Genomic DNA, 19,599 nt, shown 5'->3' with positions numbered 1-19,599 from the left:
ATCTTGGAAAGCCGGTCCGGGGGCCGAGTCTGGGGTCGGGGTGGATGAGGAGTCGGACGGGGCGGCGTACCCGGAGGACGTGAGGGGTGTGCCGGACAGCGGGGGCGGGCTACGACGCCGGCTGTCGTGCCTGGGGGTGGTAACGCTCGTCCTCGCGACGCTGGCTGGAGGGATCGTCTGGCTGTTCCGGGATGAGCTGTTTTACCCGTTCGGCGATGTCCGGGCCTGCCAGGGGAGCGACGTGCAGTTGCCAGGCGTGATCGGCGCCGGGGGTGCAACGATCCCCGCCGACGCGTCCGACATCCACTACTTCACGCGAAACGGCAGCGCCGAGGTCTCCTTCCTGAGCGGCCAGATACCGAACTACCTGCACCGCGCAGGCCTCGTCCCAGATGGCATGCCCCTGTTCGACGAGAAGTACGGCAGTGCCTACGGGCTCGGCCACGACGAGACCGAGCTTCCGGATGGCCTGTGCGGTTCGCCGCTGCGGGGCCCCGCCTGGAGCTACCAGTCCACAGGTGACACCGGTCCCCGCCTCAGCGTATTGGTCGAGCGCTCCCCCATAAGCGGCGACTCCTTCCGGACCCCGGCCCGCGCCGTAGTCAGCTTCGACATCCAGTGACGCACGCTCGGGGCGGCCTCCTTACGCGTCACCGAAGTGCTCCACCGGCCCACCCCCTCCTCGATGCGAACCACCGGCGGCGCGGTCGCTGAGTCTGCCGGTGGCCGACACGGCCTTGGCGCGGTCCAGGCCGAGGTGCATGATCTAGGCCATGCGATTCATCGGTGGCGCAAACATTCCGAACGCGTTGGGTTGGCGGCTGAACGCAACGTGGCCGCTGGGTGTTCTCACGATAGAGGACGGTAGGCTTCACCTGCGTGTACGAGCCCTTGGGCCCCTCGCGAAGTTGTTCGGAATCAGGCCGCTGGAGTGCGCAGCCCAGGAGATTGCCGAAGTGTTCCCCTGCCGTGGGATGTTCGGTAATTCCGGTGTGGGATTCCGTACCGAAGACACGCGCTACTTCTATTTCTTGACAGGCCGGATCCAGGACGTACTCGAAGTGTGCCGACAGCAGGGATTCGCCGTCTCGGATGAAAAGCAGCGAGTCAGATTCGGCCGTTGATGTGCAAGCCCTACCGGCGACCACCAGCGATGATGCCTTGTCCCGACGAGCACCGCACGAGGACTCGTATCAACCCACCACCGTGCGCGGCCATCAGCTCGTTCTCTCCCGGAAGCGGGTGCGTGGGGATCGCTCGCGCAGTTCCCCGCGCCGCTGAAGGAAGGGGCGCCGCAGTGCGCCCCCGAAGGGGCGCGGGGAAGTGCGCGACCAGCCACGACGGCGCGCACCCGCGCCGGGTCGGTGCCCGTCGCGGCGTCCCCGTCCCACCGCATACGCTGATCGCATGACCCCGCAGGCCGCCACCCCCGCCTACCGCAGGCTCTCCGTCGAGGAGCGGCGCAGCCAGCTCCTCGACGCGGCCCTCTCCCTCTTCGCGCACCGCGCGCCGGAGGAGGTGTCGCTCGACGACGTGGCGGAGGCGGCCGGGGTCTCGCGTCCCCTCGTGTACCGCTACTTCCCGGGCGGCAAGCAGCAGCTCTACGAGGCCGCCCTCAGGTCGGCCGCCGAGGAACTCGAACACTGCTTCGACGAGCCCCGTGAGGGCCCCCTCCTGCCCCGGCTCGCCCGCGCCCTCGACCGCTACCTCGCCTTCGTCGACCAGCACGACGCCGGCTTCAGCGCCCTGCTGCAGGGCGGCAGCGTGGTGGAGACCTCGCGGACCACGGCGATCGTGGACGGCGTACGCCGGGCCGCCGCGCAGCACATTCTCAGCCACCTGGGCGTCGCCACGCCGGGCCCACGGCTGCGGATGACCGTCCGGATGTGGATCACCGCCGTCGAGGCGGCCTCGCTCATCTGGCTCGACGAGGACAAGCAGCCGCCGCTCGACGAGTTGCGGGACTGGCTGGTGGACCAGTTCGTGGCCGTGCTCAGCGTGACCGCGCGCCGTGACCCGCAGACCGCGGCCCTCGTCGACGCCCTCGCGGCGGATGGCTGAAACTGGTCCCGTGAAGAGTCAGGACACCCCCTTCGAGGGCGGCCCCATGGACGGACGCGTGCTGCCCGTCCTGCTGGGTATGACCGGCCACCCGCCGAAGACGTACCGCATCCCGGTCCCGGACCCGGCGGGCGGCCCGCCCACCGTCCTGGTCTACCGCCGCGTGCCCCGCGGGCAGAGCGTGGGGGTCCCCCCGCGCGAGCGGAGCCGAGCGTGGGGGAGGCTCGGTCTGTCCCAGGGCTGGAAGTACACGTACGACCCGACGGGCAAGGGGGCCGGCGGCGGGTTGAAGTGGCCGTGGTCGAAGCAGGACCCGGCGGGGAGGCCCGAGGACACCGACGGGTGACATGGCTGCGCCGGACGGCGCACACGTGCCGCGCGGACCACGCAAACACATCTGATAATCACGTGATCATCGCGATGCGGAACGGAGAGACCGTCCCGCATCGGAGGTGATGACGTGTCAGGAAGGTTCCTGCGTCTGGCCTGCACGGCCGCGGTGGCGGCCCAGGCCGTCCTCGCTCCGTCGCCCGCGTTCGCCGCACCCGCCCCCGTGCAATCGGTCGCCGAGCTGCTGACGGATCTCCAGCAGGCGTACCAGCAGGCCGAACAGGCCACCGAGACCTACAACGCGACGGCGGAACGGCTGCAGCGGCAGCGTGCCGAGGTGACCCGCCTGGACGACGAGCTGGCCATCGCCCGGCGCTCCCTGCACGCCAGCCGCACCGAGGCGGGCCGGCTGGCCCGGCAGCAGTACCAGAACGCCGGCTCGCTCTCCCCGTACCTGCGGCTGCTGCTCGCCCGTGACCCGCAGCACGCGCTCGACGAGGGCCATGTCATCGGCGAGCTGGCCCGCGAGCGGGCGAAGACGGTGGGCCGCCTGACCGACGAGGAGCGCAACCAGGCCGACCTGGCCCGCCGGGCCCGCGCGGCGCTCGACACCCGGCTCGCCCTCGCCGAGAAGCAGCGGAAGCAGCGCGACGAGGTACGCACCCGCCTCTCCGACGTGGAGCGCATGCTGGTGTCCCTCACCGCCGACCAGCTCACCGCGATCGCCGACCTGGAGAAGGCGAAGACGGCGGACGCCCAGCGGAAACTCACCACGTCCGGTGCCCTGAGCAGCACCACGACGCCCCCGTCCCCGGCAGGGGACCGGGCGGTGCGCTACGCGGTGCGGCAGCTGGGCAAGCCGTACCAGTGGGGCGCGGCGGGCCCGGTGTCGTACGACTGCTCGGGCCTGACCTCGCAGGCCTGGGGCCACGCCGGCACCCCCATCCCGCGCACCAGCCAGGAACAGTGGGCCCACCTGCCCCACGTCCCCCTGAACCACCTGCGCCCCGGTGACCTGGTCGTCTACTTCCCCGAGGCCACCCACGTCGCCCTCTACCTGGGCGACGGCAAGGTCGTCCAGGCCCCCCGCCCCGGGGCGAAGATCAAGGTCTCCCCGATCGCGGCGAACCCGATCCTGGGCGCGGTCCGCCCGGACCCGACGGCCGCCTCCCTGCCCCGCTACACGCCCCCGGCGATCCCGAAGACGGCGACAGAGGGCTCGGACGAGGTCTTCGGGACCTTGTAATGGGGCCTCAGGCCAGCAGCCCCGAGCTCTTCCACAGCCGCCGCCCGGCCCCCCGGAGCACCCCGATGTCGTCCAGGAAGTCGGTCAGCCGCTTCGCGCCCGTCTGCATGACCTCCCGCCGATGCCCGCTCGCCCGCACCTGCGCCACCGCCTCCCGCCGGTCGAGCCCCACGTTCGTGTACACCTCCGGATTGACGAACGCGACGGAGAACACCCGCGCGAACTCACCGGAGGTGACCCGCGTGAACTCCTGCGACCACCGTGGCGCCGTCACCATCTGCCGGCGCAGCTCCTCGCGGGCGTACCGCACGTGCCGGGCCTCCTCGACCACGTGGATCCGGGTGACCCCGCGCACCAGCGGCTGGACCCGCTCGTCCGGGAAGGTCAGCCGCTGCATCCAGTCGAGGACCTCCTCGCCGAGCAGGGTGGCGGTGAAGGATCCCGGTGTCGTGGAGATCGTCTTGAAGAGGCGGCCCAGGTTCTGGTGGGCCCGGCTCACCGGGTACCAGGGCGCGTCACCGCGCGCGATCAGCCGCGCGAACATCTTCGAGTGCCGGCACTCGTCCTCGATCTCGGTCAGCGCGTAGCGCACGTGCGCGGTCGTCGCCGCCTTGTCGTAGATGTGCCGGACCAGCAGCTGCATCAGGATCAGCTCGAACCAGATGCCCAGCGAGGCGAGCGCGGCGGCCTCGTGCTGGGAGAGCAGGATCCGCTGCTCCTCGCTCATGCGCTGCCACATCGGCGTGCCGTACAGCGACACCAGCTCCGGTGGCCAGAACCACTTGCCCTCCTCGAAGGGCGCGTCCCAGTCCAGCTCCTTGTCCGGGTCGAAGGAGTGCTTCGCGGAGGAGACCAGCAGCCGTTCGGCCACCTGTTCGCGGTCCTTGAGCAGGCCGAGCGCGTCCCGCAGTCCGTCGACCGCGTCGGCTTCCGTCAGGGTCGTCATGGCTCCCTCACCTCGTTACCCGGGGGTACGTCATGTCCACCCTTATGAGACCGCGTGTCAGCAAGACGGTCAATCCCCCGCGCACGACTTGCTGACTCTGTGTCTCAGAACCCGAGCACCGCCCGCATCACCGACCGGGCGATCGGCGCCGCGTCCCCGCCGCCGCTGATCTCCCCGCGGTCGGCCGCCGCGTCCTCGACCACCACCGCCACCGCGACCTTCGGCTCCAGGTCGTTGTCCGCCCGCGCCCAGGACACGAACCAGGCGTACGGCACCCCGGAGTTGCCGACGCCGTGCTGCGCGGTGCCGGTCTTGCCGCCGACCGTGGCACCGCGGATCGCCGCGTTCGTGCCGGTGCCCTCCTCGACCACGTCGACCATGAGTTCCTTCATGCGCGCGGCCGTCGCGGCGCTCATCACCTGCCGCACCGGCCCCGCGCCGCCCGTGCCGACCGTCTCGCCGGTCCGCCGCACGATCCGCTCCACCAGGTACGGCGACCGCGCCAGCCCTCCGTTCGCCACCGCCGCCGCGACCATCGCCATCTGCAGCGGTGTGGCCCGGGTGTTGTACTGCCCGATCGACGACAGGGCCAGCTGTGCCTTGTCCACGCTCGTGTCGAAGGTGCTCGTCGCGGCGGTGAACGGGATCCGCAGCCGGGTGTCGTTGAAGCCGAACGCCTGTGCCGTCGCCGTCATCTGCGCCGCCCCCACGTCCACGCCCAGCTTGGCGAAGACCGTGTTGCAGGACCACTCGAAGGCCGCCCGCAGCGAGGCGTCCGCGCAGCCGTCACCCTCGTTGGTCAGCCGGGTCGTGGTGCCCGGCAGCCGGTAGGGGTCGGGGGAGTCGGTCGGCGCGTCCAGGTCGGTGACCACGCCCGCGTCCAGGGCGGCGGCCGCGGTCACCACCTTGAAGGTCGAGCCCGGCGGGTATGTCTGCCGTACCGCCCGGTTCAGCATCGGCTTCTCCGGGTCGTCGTTCAGCCGCGCCCAGGCCGAGGTCACCGCCTCGCCGTTGCCGGACAGCTCGGAGGGGTCGTACGACGGGGTGGAGACCAGGGCGAGGATCCGGCCGGTCGCCGGTTCGATCGCGGCGACCGCGCCCTTGCGCGAGCCGAGCCCCCGGAAGGCGGCCTCCTGGGCGTACCGGTTCAGGGTGGTGACGACGTTCCCGCCCGGGTTCACCGCCCGGCCGGTGTCGTTCCACAGCGGGAGCGGCGACAGCAGCGGGTCGGTCCCGGAGAGCACCCCGTCCTCGGCGTGCTCCAGGAAGGTGGTGCCGTACAGCTGGGAGGCGAAGCCGGTGACCGGGGCGTACAACGGGCCCTGCGGGTAGGTGCGCTCGTAGCGCAGCTGCTCCCCGCTGTCCCGGGAGCCGGTGACCGGCGCGCCGCCGACCAGGATGTCGCCGCGGGGCAGGCCGTAACGGGCGATCGAGTTGCGGCGGTTGGCGGGGTTGTCGTCGTACTGCCGGGCCAGGACGACCTGGACGCGGGCGGCGTTGACGAGGAGGGCGAACAGCAGCAGGGCGCACAGGGCGCGGGCCCGCCGGACGTACCGGGCCGTGCCGGACCGCCGGCGGCCGTCCCCGGTGCTCATGGGGCCACCTGTCCGTCGTAGTGGCGGCGGGCCGAGTCGCTCACCCGGATCAGCAGGGCCACGATCGCCCAGTTGGTGACGACCGAGGAGCCGCCCTGCGCGAGGAACGGCATCGCCATGCCGGTCAGCGGGATCAGCCCGGTCACGCCGCCCGCGATCACGAACACCTGGAGCGCGACGATCGAGGCGAGCCCGACCGCGAGGAGCCGGCCGAAGGGGTCGCGCAGGGCGAGCCCGGCCCGGTAGCCGCGCTCGACCAGTAGACCGTAGAGGAGGAAGATCGCCGACAGCCCGGCGAGACCGAGTTCCTCGCCTGCCGTGGCCAGGATGAAGTCCGACTTGGCGGCGAAGCCGATGAGGATGGAGTGGCCGAGGCCGAGGCCGGTGCCGAGCACCCCGCCGGCCGCGAACGCGAAGAGCGACTGGGCGAGTTGGTTCGGCCCGTGGCCCGCGTCGATCGAGGCGAACGGGTGCAGCCAGTCCTCGATACGGCCGTGCACGTGCGGTTCCAGCCGGCCGACGGCCATCGCGCCGAACACGGCGAGCAGCAGGCCGACGGCGATCCAGCCGGTGCGCCCGGTCGCGACGTACAGCATGACGACGAACAGGCCGAAGAAGAGCAGCGAGGTGCCGAGGTCACGTTCCAGGATCAGGACGCCGACGCTCACCAGCCAGATGGTGACGATCGGGCCCAGCACCCGGCCGGTCGGGAACTGCATGAACCACAGCCGGCGGCCGGCGTACGCGAGGGCGCCGCGGTTGGCCGCCAGGTACGCGGCGAAGAACACCGCGAGCAGCACCTTCGCGAACTCGCTGGGCTGGATGGAGAATCCGGCGACCCTGATCCAGATCCGGGCCCCGTTGACGGCCGGGAAGAGGATCGGCAGGAGCAGCAGGACGAGCGCGGCGGCGACGCAGACGTACGCGTAGCGCTGGAGCACCCGGTGGTCGCGGAGCACCAGCACGACCATGATGAACAGACCGACGCCCAGGGTGGACCAGACGAGCTGGGCGGGGGCCGCGTGGTCGCCGGGGGTCTGCAGGTCCAGCCGGTAGATCAGGACCAGGCCGAGCCCGTTGAGCAGCACGGCGATCGGCAGCGGCAGCGGGTCGGCGTACGGGGCGCGGAAGCGTACGGCGAGATGGGCGACGAGCGCGAGGACCCCGAGGCCGGCGCCGTAACCGGCGGCACCCGGCGGGACGGTGCCGGTCTTCGCCAGGCCGACCTCGCAGTAGCCGTACACGCAGAGCAGGACGGCCAGCACGATCAGGGAGAGTTCGATGCCACGGCGCCGGGGGAGGCGTACGGCGGAGGTGGGGGTCGCGGTCGCCGCCAGGGTGGTTCCGGCCTTGGTCATGTCCGGAACTTACCCAAATAGTGCGAGTCGAGTGTTCTGTCGGTCGGTGCCAGCGTGGCGTACGGCCGGGGTCACCCGGGGGCGTCCGGGCCGCCGGGGCCGAGGAAGTCGAAGTCGTCGTTGCCCGTCGTCCCGCCGGTGCCGCCGGTGTTGCCGACGCCGTCGAGGCGGCCGTCGTCGTAGGGGTCGTCGCCCCGGCCGGCCACCGGATCGCTGCTGCCCCACCCGTCGTCGGCGCGGGCGGGGGCGGCGCCGCAGAGGACGACGAGGGCGGCGGTGACGGCTATGAGGGTGCGGCGGGGGAGCATGGGGCCTCCGGCGGGCGATCGGTGCGGACCTGACTATGGGCCACGCTAGGAGGGGTGCGCGGGAGGCGCCTTCTGCGGTGAGCCGAAGGGGGGCCGAGGGGAGTGGTCCGTGTGCCGGCCGGTGGGCGCTTGCCACGCAGTTCCTCCCCCAGCCTTCGGCCGGAGGGACCCCCAGCGCCCCTGAAGGGGCACACTGCGGCGCCCTGCTTTCAGGGGCGCGGGGAACTGCGCGAGCGACCCCTGCGCACCCGCGCCGCGCAACCCACCGCCGCCCCCCTACGGCAGCGTCAACGTCGCCAACGCCCCGCCGTCGATCGCGTTCGCGAAACACAACCGCGCCCCCAACACCTCCGCCTGCCCCACCGCGATCGTCAGCCCCAGCCCGTGGCCCTTCGCCCCGCCCTCCGTCCGGAACCGCTGCGGGCCGTGGGCCACCAGGTACTCGGGATAGCCGTCGCCGTGATCCCGCACGGTGACCTCGTTGCCCTCCACCGTCAGCACCACGGGCCCCCGCCCGTGCCGGTGCGCGTTGGCGACGAGGTTCCCCAGCACGCGCTCCAGCCGCCGCCGGTCGGTCTCCACCCACACGTCCCGCACGACCTTCACCTCGGTCTCCGTCCCGGACGCCCGCACCACCCGCTCGGCCAGCGCGCCCAGCGCCTCGGCGTCGGTCTCCAGCCGCTCCCGCCCCGCGTCGAGGCGGGAGATCTCAAGGAGGTCCTCGGTGAGCGTGCGCAGCGCCGCCACCCGGTCCCGTACCAGTTCCGTCGGCCGCCCCGGCGGCAGCAGTTCCGCCGCCGCGTGCAGCCCCGTCAGCGGCGTCCGCAGCTCGTGCGCCACGTCGGCCGTGAACCGCTGCTCGCTCAGCAGCTTGCCCTGCAGCGACGCGGCCATGCCGTCCAGCGCGGCGGCGACCGCGGCCACCTCGTCCTGCGGGCGGCTCGGGTCCCTGGTACGGGGGTCGTGCACACGGGCGTCCAGGTCCCCGGCGCTGATCCGCCGGGCCACCTGCGCGGTGCCGTGCAGCCGCCGGGTCACCCGGGTCACCGCGAACGCGCCGACCAGCAGCGTCGCCCCGATGGCCAGCGCCGACGACCAGAGGATGGAGCTGTCCAGGCCGGCGATGGTGCGGGCCTGCTGGGAGTAGTCGACGGCCACCGCCAGCGCCCGGTGCTGATCGGCCGGGCCCGCCGCCCACATGGTGGGGCGTCCGTCGTCCCGGGCGACCATCGTGCCGCGGTCCCCGGACAGCGCCAGCGCCCGCAGCTGCGCGGGCAGCCCCCGCGGGTCGAGGCGGGCGCCCCGCGGCAGCGCGTCCCCCGCCTCGTACGCGCCCGTCGCCTCCGTGAGCCGGTCAAGGGCCTGGTCGCGGGCCTGGGTGACGGTCTGGTCGGTGACCGACACGTGCACCAGGACGCTGAGCAGCGCGGCCAGCGCACAGCACATCACCGTGATGAACGCGGCCGACTTCGCCGCCAGCGTGCCGGCCCAGCGCGGGAGCCTCACCGCGCGCCCGCCGAGGCGGACGGCATCGGCCGGCGGGTGTGGTGCCGCTTGCCGGTGCGCTGGAACTCGTCCCGGGAGAACACCATCGCCTTCCGCTCCGGGTCCCACACCCAGGTCGTCCGGTACTCGTACCCGCTGATCCCGGCCGGTGACCGTACGATCACCGTCCGCCCGGCCAGCTCGACGCCGGTGATCGCGTCGTCGTCGTCGAGGACCTGCTGGAGCTGGTGGTTCTCGACGGTGTACACGCGCACCGCGGTCTGGTTGGTCGGATACAGCCGGAAGCCGAGCGTCAGCTCGTCCCGCCCGTCCCCGGTGAGATCCCTGTAGTACGACTTCAGCAGCGGACAGCGCGCCCCGGCGCCGCCCGCCGTGCACTCCTTCATCCGCTCCGCGGTCCCGTGGTACGCCCCCTTGGCGCCGTAGTCCGCCGGGTCCGCGGCGATCTCCGCCCGGACGACGGCCACCGGGTCCACCCGGCGGATGTCGTCGCCGGGCACCGTGATCCCCTTCACGGTCTTCGTGCTGCCCTCGTCGTAGGGCCAGGCCGGGCTGGACGCGGGCCGCAGGTCGGGCCAGAGCTTCGCGGGGCTGACCGCGGTCGGTGTCGCCCCGGCCCCGCGCAGTCCGCCGGAGTCGCCGCAGCCGGCCGCGGTCACCGCCAGCAGGGCGACGGCGGCCGCGGTCAGGGCGGTACGGGCGGGACGACGGGCTGGCACGCTGCTCCTGGCTCGGCGGGGTCGGTGGTCGACAGGCGGGAGGCCCGGTACACCTTATTCGCAGATTTATAGGGAAGTCCTTTTTGCGCCTGGGGGCCGCCCGTGCACGGGAGAGGCTACTCGGCGAGGTCCTCCAGGAGGCGGGCGGTGGACAGGCCGGCCCGCAGGTAGGCCACGAACAGCTCGTTGTGCAGGGCCCAGGGCGAGCGCCGGGCCCGGACCAGCCGGATCGCCTCCTCGGCCGTACGCCCCTGGTGCACCAGCGCCTGCGCGACCACCAGCCCCGACCGGTTGTACCCGCTGTAGCAGCGCACCAGCACCGACCGCCCCGCGTCCAGGGCCTCGCTGGCCGCCCGTGCGAGCCGCATCACCCCGGCGAGCTGGGTGCCGTCCAGCGGGCCGTCCGGTATCGGCCACACATGGTGCTCGACCCCCTCGGCCGGACCGTGCCCGGGCATCCGCAGCAGGCTCTGCACCAGATCGAACTCGTCCCGCACCACGGCAGCCTCCAGCCGCCCCGAACGCGCCCGGAACTCGTGACCGCCCATCCACAACCCGGGCAGCACCTCGCTCCAAGGACTGTCCGGAGCCGGCACCTCGTACCGCTCCCCACGGATCCGCACCCGGCGCCTCCCCGCTGCGCGCGCCAACCCCTGTCAAAGGTAGCCGGGTTCTTGCCCCTGGAGCACCCCGCCTGTTCCCATGGTCGAGGGGTGATGACGCAATGACCGGACTGCGCGTCGTGCCGGCCTGGCGGCACGGCCAGGAGCGACTGTACGTATGCCTCACGGACGGAAGGAACATCGCCTGGTACGACCGGGAGGCCGGCCGGGTCAACCTGCTCAGCGAGGAGCGGCGGGACGACGTGCTGGAGACCCTGAGGCCGTTCCTGACCGGCCCGGTCACCATCGGCCCGCCGCCCGTGCCCACCCCCGCGGAGCTGGCCCGGCTGACCCTGCATCCCGACGACGACCTGGCGCCCAACCGCCCCGGCGAGGCACTGCTGATCGCCCTCGACCGGGACCCCGGCCCGGCCCACCGGCTGCGCCCCGACCCGCGCCGCCGCGCCCTGACCGCCGAACAGACCGTCGGCGACGCCCTGGACCGCCTGGACGGCGCCGGCTGGCACGCCCTGCACTCCCTCCCGCTGCCCGGCGGCGACCGCCTGCACCACCTGCTGATCGGGCCGGGCGGCCTGTTCTGCGTGCACTCCCTCTACGCCCGCAAGCAGAAGGTCCTGATCGCCGACCCGATGATCACACTGGGCCGGCGTGACCCCCAGCCGCTGCTGCGCCGCCTGCGGGCGGACGCCGACCGGGCCTCGTACGCCCTCACGGCCGAGGTCCGCCCGGTGCTGGCCCTGACCGAACCGGCGGACGTCCGGCTGACCGCCCCGCCGCGCGAGGTCCACATCCTCCGCGACCGGGACCTGGACACCCTGTCCCGCCTGGGCGGGGTCCTCAAGCCGGCGGACGTGGAGGCCCTGCACGCGATGGCGCGGGACCGGAACACCTGGGGGAGGGTGTAGGGCCCTCGGGCTCCCGGGCCCGCAGGGGTCACCCGGGGCTTCAGGGCAGCGTCGCCGCGTGTCCCGCGTCCAGCAGCGGGGCCAGCAGGTCCCCGTGGTCCTGGACGCGCGGCGCGATGTCCCCCGCCCGGAACACCAGCTGTCCCGGCGCCCGGCATCCGGCGACCTCCTCCCACGTGACCGGCGCCGACACCGTCGGCTCCCGCCGCGCCCGCACCGTGTACGGCGTGGCCGTCGTCTTCCGTCCCGCGTTCTGGCTCCAGTCCACGAACACCTTCCCGGGCCGCAGACTCCGCGTCATCCGGTGCACCACCAGCCCTGGCAGCGCCCGCTCGGCCTCCACCGCCAGCGCCTTCGCGTACTCGCTGACCCGCTCGCTGGACGCCCCCCGCACCGGCGCCAGCAGATGCAGCCCCTTCGACCCGGCCGTCTTGGCGTACGCCTCGATCCCGTCCGCCGCCAGCCGCTCCCGCAGCCACAGCGCGACCTCGCAGCACTCCACCACCGTGGCGGGCGCGCCGGGATCCAGGTCGAGGACGATCCGGTCGGCCTCGTCCGGCGTTCCCACCAGCCACTGGTGCGTGTGGAACTCGGTGACCAGGTTCGCCGCCCACATCAGGCTCGCGAGGTCCTGCACCAGCACCATCCGGGTCGCCCCCTCCGACCGGCGCACCTCGGCGGTCGTGACCCACTCGGGCGTACCCGGCGGCACGTTCTTGGAGAAGAAGACCTGGCCGTCGGGACCGTCCGGGTACCGGAGGAACGAGACCGGCCGGTCCCGCAGGTGCGGCAGCAGGACCCCGGACACCGTCGCGTAGTAGTGCAGCAGCTCGCCCTTGGTGAACCCGGTCGCCGGATACAGCACCTTCTCCAGATTGCTGAGCGCGACCCTTCGTCCGTCCACCTCTGTGATCGGCGTCATACGATGACAATCTCATACAAACACCTGGTATTCGGACGGAGGGAAGCCGCACGTGCGATCCATCTGGAACGGCGCGATCTCCTTCGGGCTCGTCAGCATCCCGATCAAGCTGGTGAACGCCACGGAGAACCACTCGATCTCCTTCCGCCAGGTCCACACCGAGGACAACGGCCGCATCCGGTACCGCAAGTTCTGCGAGCTGGAGGACCGCGAGGTCACCCAGTCGGAGATCGGCAAGGGGTACGAGGACGCCGACGGCACGATCGTCCCGATCACCGACGACGACCTGTCCCACCTGCCGATCCCCACCGCCCGCACGATCGAGATCGTCGCGTTCGTCCCGGCCGACCGGATCGACCCGCTCCAGATGGACGCCGCGTACTACCTGGCGGCCTCCGGGGCCCCGGCCGCGAAGCCGTACACCCTCCTGCGCGAAGCCCTCAAGCGCAGCAACAAGGTGGCCATCGCGAAGTACGCCCTGCGCGGCCGCGAACGCCTCGGCATGCTCCGGGTGGTCGGCGACGCCATCGCCATGCACGGCCTGCTCTGGCCGGACGAGGTCCGCGCGCCCGAGGGGGTCGCCCCCGACGTCGACGTCACCGTCCGCGACAAGGAACTCGACCTCGCGGACGCCCTGATGGACACCCTCGGCGAGGTCGACCTGGAGGACCTGCACGACGAGTACCGGGAGGCGCTGGAGGAGGTCATCGCCGCGAAGGCGGCCGGCGAGACCCCACCGGAGGCGCCCGAGCCGGCGAAGGGCGGCAAGGTCCTCGACCTGATGGCGGCCCTGGAGAAGAGCGTGCGGGCGGCGAAGGAGTCGCGGGGCGAGGGGGCCGAGGAGGCTCAGGTCACGCCGCTGCCGAGCAAGAAGTCCGCGTCCGGGACGAGAAGGACGACGGCGAAACGACCGACGGCGGACAAGACGGCGACCGCGAAGAAGTCGGCGACCGCGAAGAAGACGACGGCGGCAGGCAAGACGACGGCGGCAGGCAAGACGTCGGCGGCCAGGACGGCGAAGAAGGCGACGGCCACGAAGTCCGGCGCCGCCTCGTCCTCGGCCAAGAAGACGCCGGCGAAGAAGACGACTGCCAAGAAGGCGGCCGCGTCCCGCAAGCGCTCCGCGTGACAGCGCCCTGACGAAGCGCGAGGAGCTAGGCGACCGGCCACGAAGGCCCTGCTGCCGACTGAACGCCCGGCCCGTGTCCGGTGTGCATCCCGGTTCCTGTGACGGGTGGTCACCGTGACGGTCGTGGACCCGTCTGCGGGCAGGGGTGGCTATCGCAATTCGCAATAGCGCATATTACGGCATTTTGCTGGATATGGCCCGTAACCGGCGCAATGCTGGGTGACAGGGGGAGGACCGCCATACGGCGACCGGACAGGTTGTCCCCACTCGTGAAGGCGTTGTGATGCGTGCACTGCATTTCCACTCCCTCGGCCGGACCCGCGCCCTGTCACTGACCCAGGTACGCGCCCCCGTGACCGAGATCCGCAGACCCGCCGACACGACGGCCGGGGCCGCATCGGGGCCGCCCGCTGAGACGCGTGCCGGTGGTGCCGTGCCCGGCCTGTCCGCCGCGGAGGGCGGACTGCTGCTGATCAGGCTGACCTTCGGACTGCTGCTGGCCGGCCACGGCGCACAGAAGCTGTTCGGCATCTTCGGCGGGCCGGGCCTGACGGCCACCGGCAGAGGCTTCGACGCCCTCGGCTACCACCCGGGCAAGGTCTTCGCCGTGATCGGCGGTCTCTCCGAACTCTGCGGGGGTCTCGGTCTCGCGGTCGGGCTGCTCACGCCGCTGGCGGCCGCGGCCGTCATCGGCGTGATGATCAACGCCATGGTCACCGTGAGCGGTGCCCACGGCCTGTGGAGCCAGAACGGCGGGGTCGAGTACAGCGTCTCCATCTGCATCGTCGCCCTCGCCCTCACCGCCATCGGCCCCGGCCGGTTCTCCCTCGACCGGTTCTTCCCCTGGGGTTCGGGCGGCTGGTTCCCGGCCGCCGCCGCGCTCGGCCTCGGCGGCATCGGTGCCGCGATCGCGCTGAGCATCTGACCCTCCGGGTCCTGGCGTCCTGGCGGCGGGGCTGCTGCCGTCATCCGTGCGGCAGCCCCGCCGCCCCGAGTGGTCCCCGGCCGCAGCCGTCAGCGGTCCTGCGGGCGTCCTCCGCTGTGCCGCAGCCGCCCGGCGCCGGCGGCGGCGACGAAGAACGAGCCGCCCGCTGCCATGGGGAGACGGGAGGCGAAGGGCCGGAGCGGGGGGTGCTCCAGGAACTCCCGGGCGAAGGCGATCCCGAGCAGGGCGGCGGTCAGCGTGATCGCCCACAGGAGCAGTACGAGCAGCCATGTGCTCCGGGCGTTCAGCCAGGACGTCATGGCGTCATCATGCCCTCGGTCCCCCGGCGCCGGCAGTCCCCCGGACTCCGGTATCCGCATGGACAGCGTTCTCCCCGGTCCGCCATGCTGTCCTGGCGCTTGAGGGAAGGAACAGGGGACCGGGGGACTGGTGGAGGAATCGCAGGTCGCGGCCACGCCGCCGGAACACGTCCGTTACCGGCTGACGAACCTCCAGCGGCTGCTGCCCGTGCTGCCCGGATTCGCCGTCGTCCTGCCCTCCCAGGTCCTGCTCTGGCTGGAGGGCGGATCGCGTGTCTCCATACTCGTCCCGGGGCTGCTCATATGGGGAGTTCTGCTGCCTCTGGTGCAGATCACCGCGCGGCGGTTCGGGGTCACTCTGACCCCGACGGCGGCGGTCGTGCACAACTTCCGCCGCCGGACCATCCCGTGGGCCGACGTCCAGGCCATCCGGATCGAGTCGGCGCTCGGCAGCCGGACCGTCGTGATCTACGAAGCGGGCGGCCGCCGCACCCGACTGCGGGCGCCGGCGACCGGGTTCCTCAGCTGGGACCGCGGCTTCGAGGAGAAGTTCCACACCATCGGCGGGTGGTGGCTGCGCCACCGCGGTCCGGACTGGGTTCCCGTCCCGCCGCCCGGTGTGTGGTGGGGCGGCCCGCCTGCGTCCCACGGGAACCCCTACGCCCCTCCCGTCCCGTAGCAGGACAGCGCCCCGTACGCGTCGCCGAGGCGCTACGTGTGACCGCCGCCGGGCCCGTTCAGGGCGATGTCGTCGGCGTAGAAGGCGCCCTGCGCGTACCAGCCGTGCACGTAGACCGTCGCGCTGGTCTGGGAGGCGCCCGTGGTGAAGGAGACGGTCAGGGGGCTGAACCTGGCCGGGGAGGTGACCCAGGTGGCGGGGCCGCCGGTCACGCCCAGGTAGACGTTGGAGCCGCGGACCCAGCCGGTGAGCGAGTAGGCGGTGTTCGGCCGTACCGCGACGGTCTGGTCGCACTGCCCGGTGTCGCTCGAACTCACCTTCCCCTGGAGGGCCTTCGCCCCCGTGTGGACGGGGGAGGACACGATCGAGCCCGGGTTCCCGGCGCAGTTCCACGACGAGAGGCCGCCCGACTCGAACCCGGGGTCGGCCAGGACGCCGGCGCCCGCGGTCGCGCTCGGGGCAGCCGACGTGGGGGTCGCCGAGGCCGGATCGGTCGATGCGCTCGCCGACGGAGCGGTCGGGGCGGCCCCGGTGGCGCCGGGGACCAGGAGGGCGCAGGCGAAGCCGACCACGGCCGCCGCGGCGACCGCGATCACCACGGCAGCCCGGCGCTGTCCGGGCCCCAGGCGCGGGCGGTCCGCGAGGCCGGGGACGGGCGGGAGTTCCTCTGTCTCGCCGTCGGCCGGGGCGTCGGCGGCGGGTGCGATCACGGCGGCGCGCCCGCGGCAGTCGTCGTCCTCGCGGATGTCGTCGAGCAACCGGGCCAGCGCGTCGGTGTTGCGCATACGCAGCACGCGGATGGGTTCCAGCGCGGTGCGGTCGTTCGGCGCGGTGCCGTCGTCCGGCGCGTCGGAGTCGGAGGCGGGCGGTGTGGGCACGGTGCTCTCCTTCCGTCACGGGCCCCACGGACGGCGTCGCGGCCGGGTCCCGTGGCGGGAAACCGGAGCCGGCCCCGCGCAATTCATACGCAACGCCCGCTCCGGGGGTTCAGCCGGACCGGGCCCCTGTTGCCGCGTCCTCCGTTGCCGCACGTGCGGACGGCGCACCTGGGCAGGCGTGCCGTTGGCGGCGAGGCGGACGACGGTCTCGTGGCCGGCGGTGTGCCTCTCGGCCCCGCGGACACGGCGGCGTGCTCAAATAGGGCATGGCATCGTCCTGGACCGGTGAGCGGGTCCGCCTGCGCGCCGTCGAGCCCGACGACTGGACCGCGTTCATGCGCTTCGCCGACGATGACGGGCGGCGAGCGAGCCGGCTGGATCTGCCCCGGTCGGCCGAGAAACACCGTGTCCGGGCGAAGGAGCAAGCCGTAGCCGAGAGCGATGACGACCGCTTCCTCCTCGCGGTCGAGGCGACGGCCACGGGTGAGCTGGTCGGCACGGTCGGATCGCATCGGACCGGCCCTCGTTCCGGCTGGTTCGAATGCGACGTCGCGATCGGCGCCGATCACCGGCGCCGGGGCTACGCGGCAGAAGCCCTGGTGCTGCTGCTGCGCTTCATGTTCGCCGAGCGGCGCTATCACAAATGCCTGGCAGCGATCTTCGACCACAACGAGGCCTCGCTGGCACTCTTCCGCGGGCTCGGCTTCACCGAGGAGGGCCGCTTGCGCGAGCACGTCTTCCTCGCAGGCCGGCACCACGACCTCGTCATGATGGGCATGCTCGCCGACGAGTTCGACCAGCGGCACCCGACGAACCGGGCATGAGCCGGTCGTCCGCCGACGACGGGACCGTCCTCAGCCGCGCGCGGTGGCGCGCAGGCGCAGACCGACAGGTGCGAGACCTTCGAGGGTGGTGACCTGATAGCCGGGCTCCGGTCCGGCCGGCTCGCTCAGGTGGTAGCAGCGGGCGGTCTGGGCGGTCAGCAGGGTCAGCATCGCCATGGCCAGGGCGGCTCCCTCGCAGCCGTGCGGCCCGGTACCGAACGAGAGGAAGACCCCGGGTTTCGCCGGCGAGCCCGGGTCGTCGAGCCACCGCTCCGGCCGGAACTCGTCCGGCTCGGCGAATTCGCGTGCGTCCCGGTGGGCGGTGTAAGGGCAGACGAGAACGGTGGACCCGGCGTCGATGGTGTAGTCGGCGAGCTGGGTCTGGCGCCGGACGCGCCGGGTCAGCAGCCAGCTCGGCGGGTACAGCCGGAGCACCTCGTTCACCAGCGCCTGGGTGTACCGCAGGCTGCCGAGGTGGGCGCTGGTCGTCGCGGCCGGATCCGCGGGCAGCAGAGCCGCCTCCCTCGCGACGCGGCCCGCCGCCTGCGGGTACAGGGCCAGGTGGAGCAGGATCCAGCCGGCCGCCCGGGACGGGGTCTCGAAGGTGGCGACGGTGATTCCGGGGAGCGTGTCGAGGACGGCCTCCTCCGGCAGCAGGCCGTGGTGGGGGGAGGGCCGGAGCATCTGGCCCAGCATGTCGTCACCGAGCATGCCCGACGCACGGCGCCTGCGGACGACGGGCCGCAGGGCATCGGTGAAGGCGGCCTGCTGCCGGGTGCGGAACCGCCGGCCCGGTGTGGGAACCCAGCGCGGCCATACCCAGCGCGAGGGTCGTACGAGCACCTCCCGCGCGAGGAAGAGCTGGAAGGCGTAGGGCAGCAGGGTGGGAGCGTCCTCGCCGAAGAGATAGTGCACGCCGATCTCCGCCAGGGCGTGCCGGACCGGCGGAAGGATCTCTATGTCCTGGCCCGTCGGCAACTGGTCGGCAAACCGAGCGGTCCGGGGCGCGATCTCCCCGATCCGGGCCGCGACCGCCTGCGCACGCAGTCCGCGCATACGGGCGGCGTGAGCGTACCCGCGCTCCTCGGGCGTCGGTTCTCCGCTCGACCGCTTCAGCGGCGGGAAGAGGGGCGAGGGGGCCTTGGGAAAGTCGTGCGCCCGACGCAGAACCGCCTCACACGGCTCGGCCGCGGCCGCCACGTAGACACCCGGCTCCAGCTGCCAGACGTCCCCGCACTCCTCGGCGCCACGGCGCGCCATGCCCAGCCGGTCGCGACTCCAGGCCGCGAAACTCCCCTCGGGCAGCCGCGGCGGCTCGTTCCTTCCGCCCATGACACAGCCCCTGGCCCTCGGCAACGTGACCACGACCCGGCGGGCGCCCCAGGGCACCCGCCGGCTGCGCGCTCGGTCCTAGTCGTCGCCGGCGTACGCGTTCCATTCGTGGGACCCGTAGGCACCGTAGTGGCGGGTGAAGGAAAGCTTCCCGAGCAGCTTGGCGATCATGGTGCACTCCTCTCGCCTGGCTTCAGCACCAAATGCCACACAGCACACATCTTCGCATACATCTCATCTGCGATATAGGGCTCATTCCAGACAATTACCCCACGCGCCTTGATCACCGCATCCGGGAACCCCGTCCGCGCCACCGCAGAGGGTCCCAGGACCAACCACGGACACCTCGCTCCTGCCGCTGCCGCTGCCGCTGCCGCCGGCCGACCGGTGCACCAACGGGCGCCGGTCCGCGGCCGCGCGCCGAGATCCTGCGGTGCGGAGGCGAGGTACCGGATGCCCAGCAAGGAGGAAGGACTGTGTCCTGTCTGATGAGGGTGGCGGAACGCAGGGCGAGCCGAGCCCGATGAGACGCCGTTCGCGGCGATCGACTGTGTGCTGGTCAACGACCGTGCCTGGGGGACACTGCCGTCGCGTCAAGACAGCGTTTCCTCCGGCGTCGTGTTCGCACGGCTGCCGATGGGCGGCACGTTGGCCTGGCACGCTGTGCGCGTGGACGATCTCATCGGCACCCGGGCGCCACGTCGTCGTCTGTACGCGTCAGTTGACGCGATTGAGGAACTGGAACGTGCTGTGCCGGCCCTGGTTGGCCACCGTCGCTCCCTCTCCGCCGACATCAACTGAGCATGGTGGGGGCTGCCGAGCGTGCACCCCGAGGTGAGCTGGATCGCGCCGTGAGTCGGCGGTAACCGACCAGGGCTGAGGCTGCGCCGACGATGGCGAAAGGCGTTCGGCCTTGGTGCCCGCGCGCCTTTCGGAGTATCAGGCAGGGGCACCGGCGCCGCTCCCAGGGGTGCTGACGACCGAGCGGGTCGC

At 72.5% G+C, this 19,599-nt stretch carries 20 protein-coding genes and 1 pseudogene; 10 read left to right on the top strand and 11 right to left on the bottom strand.

Annotated features, from left to right (window positions below; translation table 11 throughout):
• Positions 1–88 precede the first annotated feature (88 nt).
• From BLW82_RS14085 to BLW82_RS14070, 4 genes are all read left to right on the top strand, one after another.
• Entirely contained in the window at positions 89–622 is a 534-nt protein-coding gene (locus BLW82_RS14085) for a hypothetical protein (protein ID WP_093508038.1), read from the top strand.
• Between the two features lie 785 nt (positions 623–1,407).
• Positions 1,408–2,061, top strand: coding sequence for a TetR/AcrR family transcriptional regulator (locus tag BLW82_RS14080; protein ID WP_093499121.1), 654 nt, complete (start codon positions 1,408–1,410; stop codon positions 2,059–2,061).
• Complete coding sequence (locus BLW82_RS14075) at positions 2,054–2,407, top strand: hypothetical protein (RefSeq protein WP_177232941.1); 354 nt, start codon at positions 2,054–2,056, stop codon at positions 2,405–2,407. Before BLW82_RS14080 ends, BLW82_RS14075 begins: the two co-directional genes overlap by 8 nt.
• Positions 2,408–2,521: 114 nt before the next feature.
• Positions 2,522–3,637 carry a C40 family peptidase gene (locus tag BLW82_RS14070; RefSeq protein ID WP_093499119.1) on the top strand — a complete coding sequence of 372 codons (1,116 nt, stop codon included), beginning with the start codon at positions 2,522–2,524 and terminating at the stop codon, positions 3,635–3,637.
• A gap of 7 nt (positions 3,638–3,644) precedes the next feature.
• Here the strand turns inward: BLW82_RS14070 and BLW82_RS14065 are convergent, their stop codons facing one another.
• The 7 genes from BLW82_RS14065 to BLW82_RS14035 all read right to left on the bottom strand — a co-directional run bounded on the left by BLW82_RS14065 (position 3,645) and on the right by BLW82_RS14035 (position 10,617).
• Positions 3,645–4,583 (bottom strand): AurF N-oxygenase family protein, encoded by a 939-nt coding sequence (locus tag BLW82_RS14065; protein ID WP_093499118.1) that lies wholly within the window; start codon positions 4,581–4,583, stop codon positions 3,645–3,647.
• Positions 4,584–4,687: 104 nt separating this feature from the next.
• On the bottom strand, positions 4,688–6,178 hold the full coding sequence (locus BLW82_RS14060; RefSeq protein ID WP_093499117.1) for a penicillin-binding transpeptidase domain-containing protein: 1,491 nt from the start codon (positions 6,176–6,178) through the stop codon (positions 4,688–4,690).
• On the bottom strand, positions 6,175–7,536 hold the full coding sequence (locus BLW82_RS14055) for an FtsW/RodA/SpoVE family cell cycle protein (RefSeq protein ID WP_093499116.1): 1,362 nt from the start codon (positions 7,534–7,536) through the stop codon (positions 6,175–6,177). Before BLW82_RS14055 ends, BLW82_RS14060 begins: the two co-directional genes overlap by 4 nt.
• 71 nt (positions 7,537–7,607) lie before the next feature.
• Positions 7,608–7,844: a hypothetical protein gene (locus BLW82_RS44415; RefSeq protein ID WP_093499115.1), complete on the bottom strand. Its 237-nt coding sequence runs from the start codon at positions 7,842–7,844 to the stop codon at positions 7,608–7,610.
• A 276-nt stretch (positions 7,845–8,120) separates the two neighbouring features.
• Complete coding sequence (locus tag BLW82_RS14045) at positions 8,121–9,290, bottom strand: ATP-binding protein (RefSeq protein WP_093508037.1); 1,170 nt, start codon at positions 9,288–9,290, stop codon at positions 8,121–8,123.
• 56 nt (positions 9,291–9,346) lie between these two features.
• Positions 9,347–10,069: a hypothetical protein gene (locus tag BLW82_RS14040; protein ID WP_093499114.1), complete on the bottom strand. Its 723-nt coding sequence runs from the start codon at positions 10,067–10,069 to the stop codon at positions 9,347–9,349.
• A gap of 116 nt (positions 10,070–10,185) precedes the next feature.
• Entirely contained in the window at positions 10,186–10,617 is a 432-nt protein-coding gene (locus BLW82_RS14035) for a protein-tyrosine phosphatase family protein (protein ID WP_371131493.1), read from the bottom strand.
• Positions 10,618–10,793: 176 nt separating this feature from the next.
• On the opposite strand from BLW82_RS14035, the gene BLW82_RS14030 reads away from it, so the two are divergent.
• Entirely contained in the window at positions 10,794–11,597 is an 804-nt protein-coding gene (locus BLW82_RS14030) for a nuclease-related domain-containing protein (protein WP_093499113.1), read from the top strand.
• Positions 11,598–11,637: 40 nt separating this feature from the next.
• On the opposite strand, the gene ligD is transcribed toward BLW82_RS14030, so the two are convergent.
• The gene (ligD, locus tag BLW82_RS14025; RefSeq protein WP_093499112.1) at positions 11,638–12,519 is read right to left on the bottom strand and encodes a non-homologous end-joining DNA ligase; all 882 of its coding nucleotides are present in this window, start codon (positions 12,517–12,519) and stop codon (positions 11,638–11,640) included.
• A 52-nt stretch (positions 12,520–12,571) separates the two neighbouring features.
• On the opposite strand from ligD, the gene BLW82_RS14020 reads away from it, so the two are divergent.
• Together BLW82_RS14020 and BLW82_RS14015 are read left to right on the top strand one after the other, a co-directional pair.
• A complete protein-coding gene (locus BLW82_RS14020) occupies positions 12,572–13,648 on the top strand; it encodes a non-homologous end joining protein Ku (RefSeq protein WP_093499111.1) in 1,077 nt (358 codons plus the stop codon).
• 433 nt (positions 13,649–14,081) lie between these two features.
• On the top strand, positions 14,082–14,573 hold the full coding sequence (locus BLW82_RS14015) for a DoxX family protein (protein WP_371131492.1): 492 nt from the start codon (positions 14,082–14,084) through the stop codon (positions 14,571–14,573).
• An 89-nt stretch (positions 14,574–14,662) separates the two neighbouring features.
• Here BLW82_RS14015 and BLW82_RS14010 read toward each other — a convergent pair whose 3' ends face one another.
• Positions 14,663–14,893: a hypothetical protein gene (locus tag BLW82_RS14010; protein ID WP_093499109.1), complete on the bottom strand. Its 231-nt coding sequence runs from the start codon at positions 14,891–14,893 to the stop codon at positions 14,663–14,665.
• A gap of 130 nt (positions 14,894–15,023) precedes the next feature.
• Here BLW82_RS14010 and BLW82_RS14005 point away from each other — a divergent pair, with 130 nt between their 5' ends.
• Positions 15,024–15,572: a YdbT family protein gene (locus tag BLW82_RS14005; protein ID WP_256215795.1), complete on the top strand. Its 549-nt coding sequence runs from the start codon at positions 15,024–15,026 to the stop codon at positions 15,570–15,572.
• 41 nt (positions 15,573–15,613) lie between these two features.
• Here the strand turns inward: BLW82_RS14005 and BLW82_RS45435 are convergent.
• Positions 15,614–16,198 (bottom strand): annotated as a pseudogene (locus BLW82_RS45435) (carbohydrate binding domain-containing protein); the annotation flags it as partial.
• A 518-nt stretch (positions 16,199–16,716) separates the two neighbouring features.
• Here BLW82_RS45435 and BLW82_RS13995 point away from each other — a divergent pair.
• The gene (locus BLW82_RS13995; RefSeq protein ID WP_093499107.1) at positions 16,717–17,274 is read left to right on the top strand and encodes a GNAT family N-acetyltransferase; all 558 of its coding nucleotides are present in this window, start codon (positions 16,717–16,719) and stop codon (positions 17,272–17,274) included.
• Between the two features lie 30 nt (positions 17,275–17,304).
• On the opposite strand, the gene BLW82_RS13990 is transcribed toward BLW82_RS13995, so the two are convergent.
• Entirely contained in the window at positions 17,305–18,606 is a 1,302-nt protein-coding gene (locus tag BLW82_RS13990) for a cytochrome P450 (protein WP_256215794.1), read from the bottom strand.
• 552 nt (positions 18,607–19,158) lie between these two features.
• On the opposite strand from BLW82_RS13990, the gene BLW82_RS43885 reads away from it, so the two are divergent.
• On the top strand, positions 19,159–19,407 hold the full coding sequence (locus BLW82_RS43885; protein ID WP_143063664.1) for a hypothetical protein: 249 nt from the start codon (positions 19,159–19,161) through the stop codon (positions 19,405–19,407).
• Positions 19,408–19,599: the final 192 nt, after the last annotated feature.

This window comes from Streptomyces sp. Ag109_O5-10, from assembly GCF_900105755.1.
Classification (GTDB): Bacteria; Actinomycetota; Actinomycetes; order Streptomycetales; family Streptomycetaceae; genus Streptomyces.
The sequence above is the reverse complement of the archived record's forward strand: the minus strand, read 5'-3'. Positions and strand labels throughout refer to the sequence as shown.

What these genes read in the sequence shown, in the direction of transcription:
- ligD (WP_093499112.1), bottom strand. Translation starts at nt 12,519, where the DNA reads ATGACGCCGATCACAGAGGTGGACGGACGAAGGGTCGCGCTCAGCAAT.
- BLW82_RS14035 (WP_371131493.1), bottom strand. Translation starts at nt 10,617, where the DNA reads ATGGGCGGTCACGAGTTCCGGGCGCGTTCGGGGCGGCTGGAGGCTGCC.
- BLW82_RS13990 (WP_256215794.1), bottom strand. Translation starts at nt 18,606, where the DNA reads ATGGGCGGAAGGAACGAGCCGCCGCGGCTGCCCGAGGGGAGTTTCGCG.
- BLW82_RS14075 (WP_177232941.1), top strand. Translation starts at nt 2,054, where the DNA reads ATGGCTGAAACTGGTCCCGTGAAGAGTCAGGACACCCCCTTCGAGGGC.
- BLW82_RS44415 (WP_093499115.1), bottom strand. Translation starts at nt 7,844, where the DNA reads ATGCTCCCCCGCCGCACCCTCATAGCCGTCACCGCCGCCCTCGTCGTC.
- BLW82_RS14010 (WP_093499109.1), bottom strand. Translation starts at nt 14,893, where the DNA reads ATGACGTCCTGGCTGAACGCCCGGAGCACATGGCTGCTCGTACTGCTC.
- BLW82_RS14060 (WP_093499117.1), bottom strand. Translation starts at nt 6,178, where the DNA reads ATGAGCACCGGGGACGGCCGCCGGCGGTCCGGCACGGCCCGGTACGTC.
- BLW82_RS14065 (WP_093499118.1), bottom strand. Translation starts at nt 4,583, where the DNA reads ATGACGACCCTGACGGAAGCCGACGCGGTCGACGGACTGCGGGACGCG.
- BLW82_RS13995 (WP_093499107.1), top strand. Translation starts at nt 16,717, where the DNA reads ATGGCATCGTCCTGGACCGGTGAGCGGGTCCGCCTGCGCGCCGTCGAG.
- BLW82_RS14080 (WP_093499121.1), top strand. Translation starts at nt 1,408, where the DNA reads ATGACCCCGCAGGCCGCCACCCCCGCCTACCGCAGGCTCTCCGTCGAG.
- BLW82_RS14045 (WP_093508037.1), bottom strand. Translation starts at nt 9,290, where the DNA reads ATGTGCTGTGCGCTGGCCGCGCTGCTCAGCGTCCTGGTGCACGTGTCG.
- BLW82_RS14055 (WP_093499116.1), bottom strand. Translation starts at nt 7,536, where the DNA reads ATGACCAAGGCCGGAACCACCCTGGCGGCGACCGCGACCCCCACCTCC.
- BLW82_RS14030 (WP_093499113.1), top strand. Translation starts at nt 10,794, where the DNA reads ATGACCGGACTGCGCGTCGTGCCGGCCTGGCGGCACGGCCAGGAGCGA.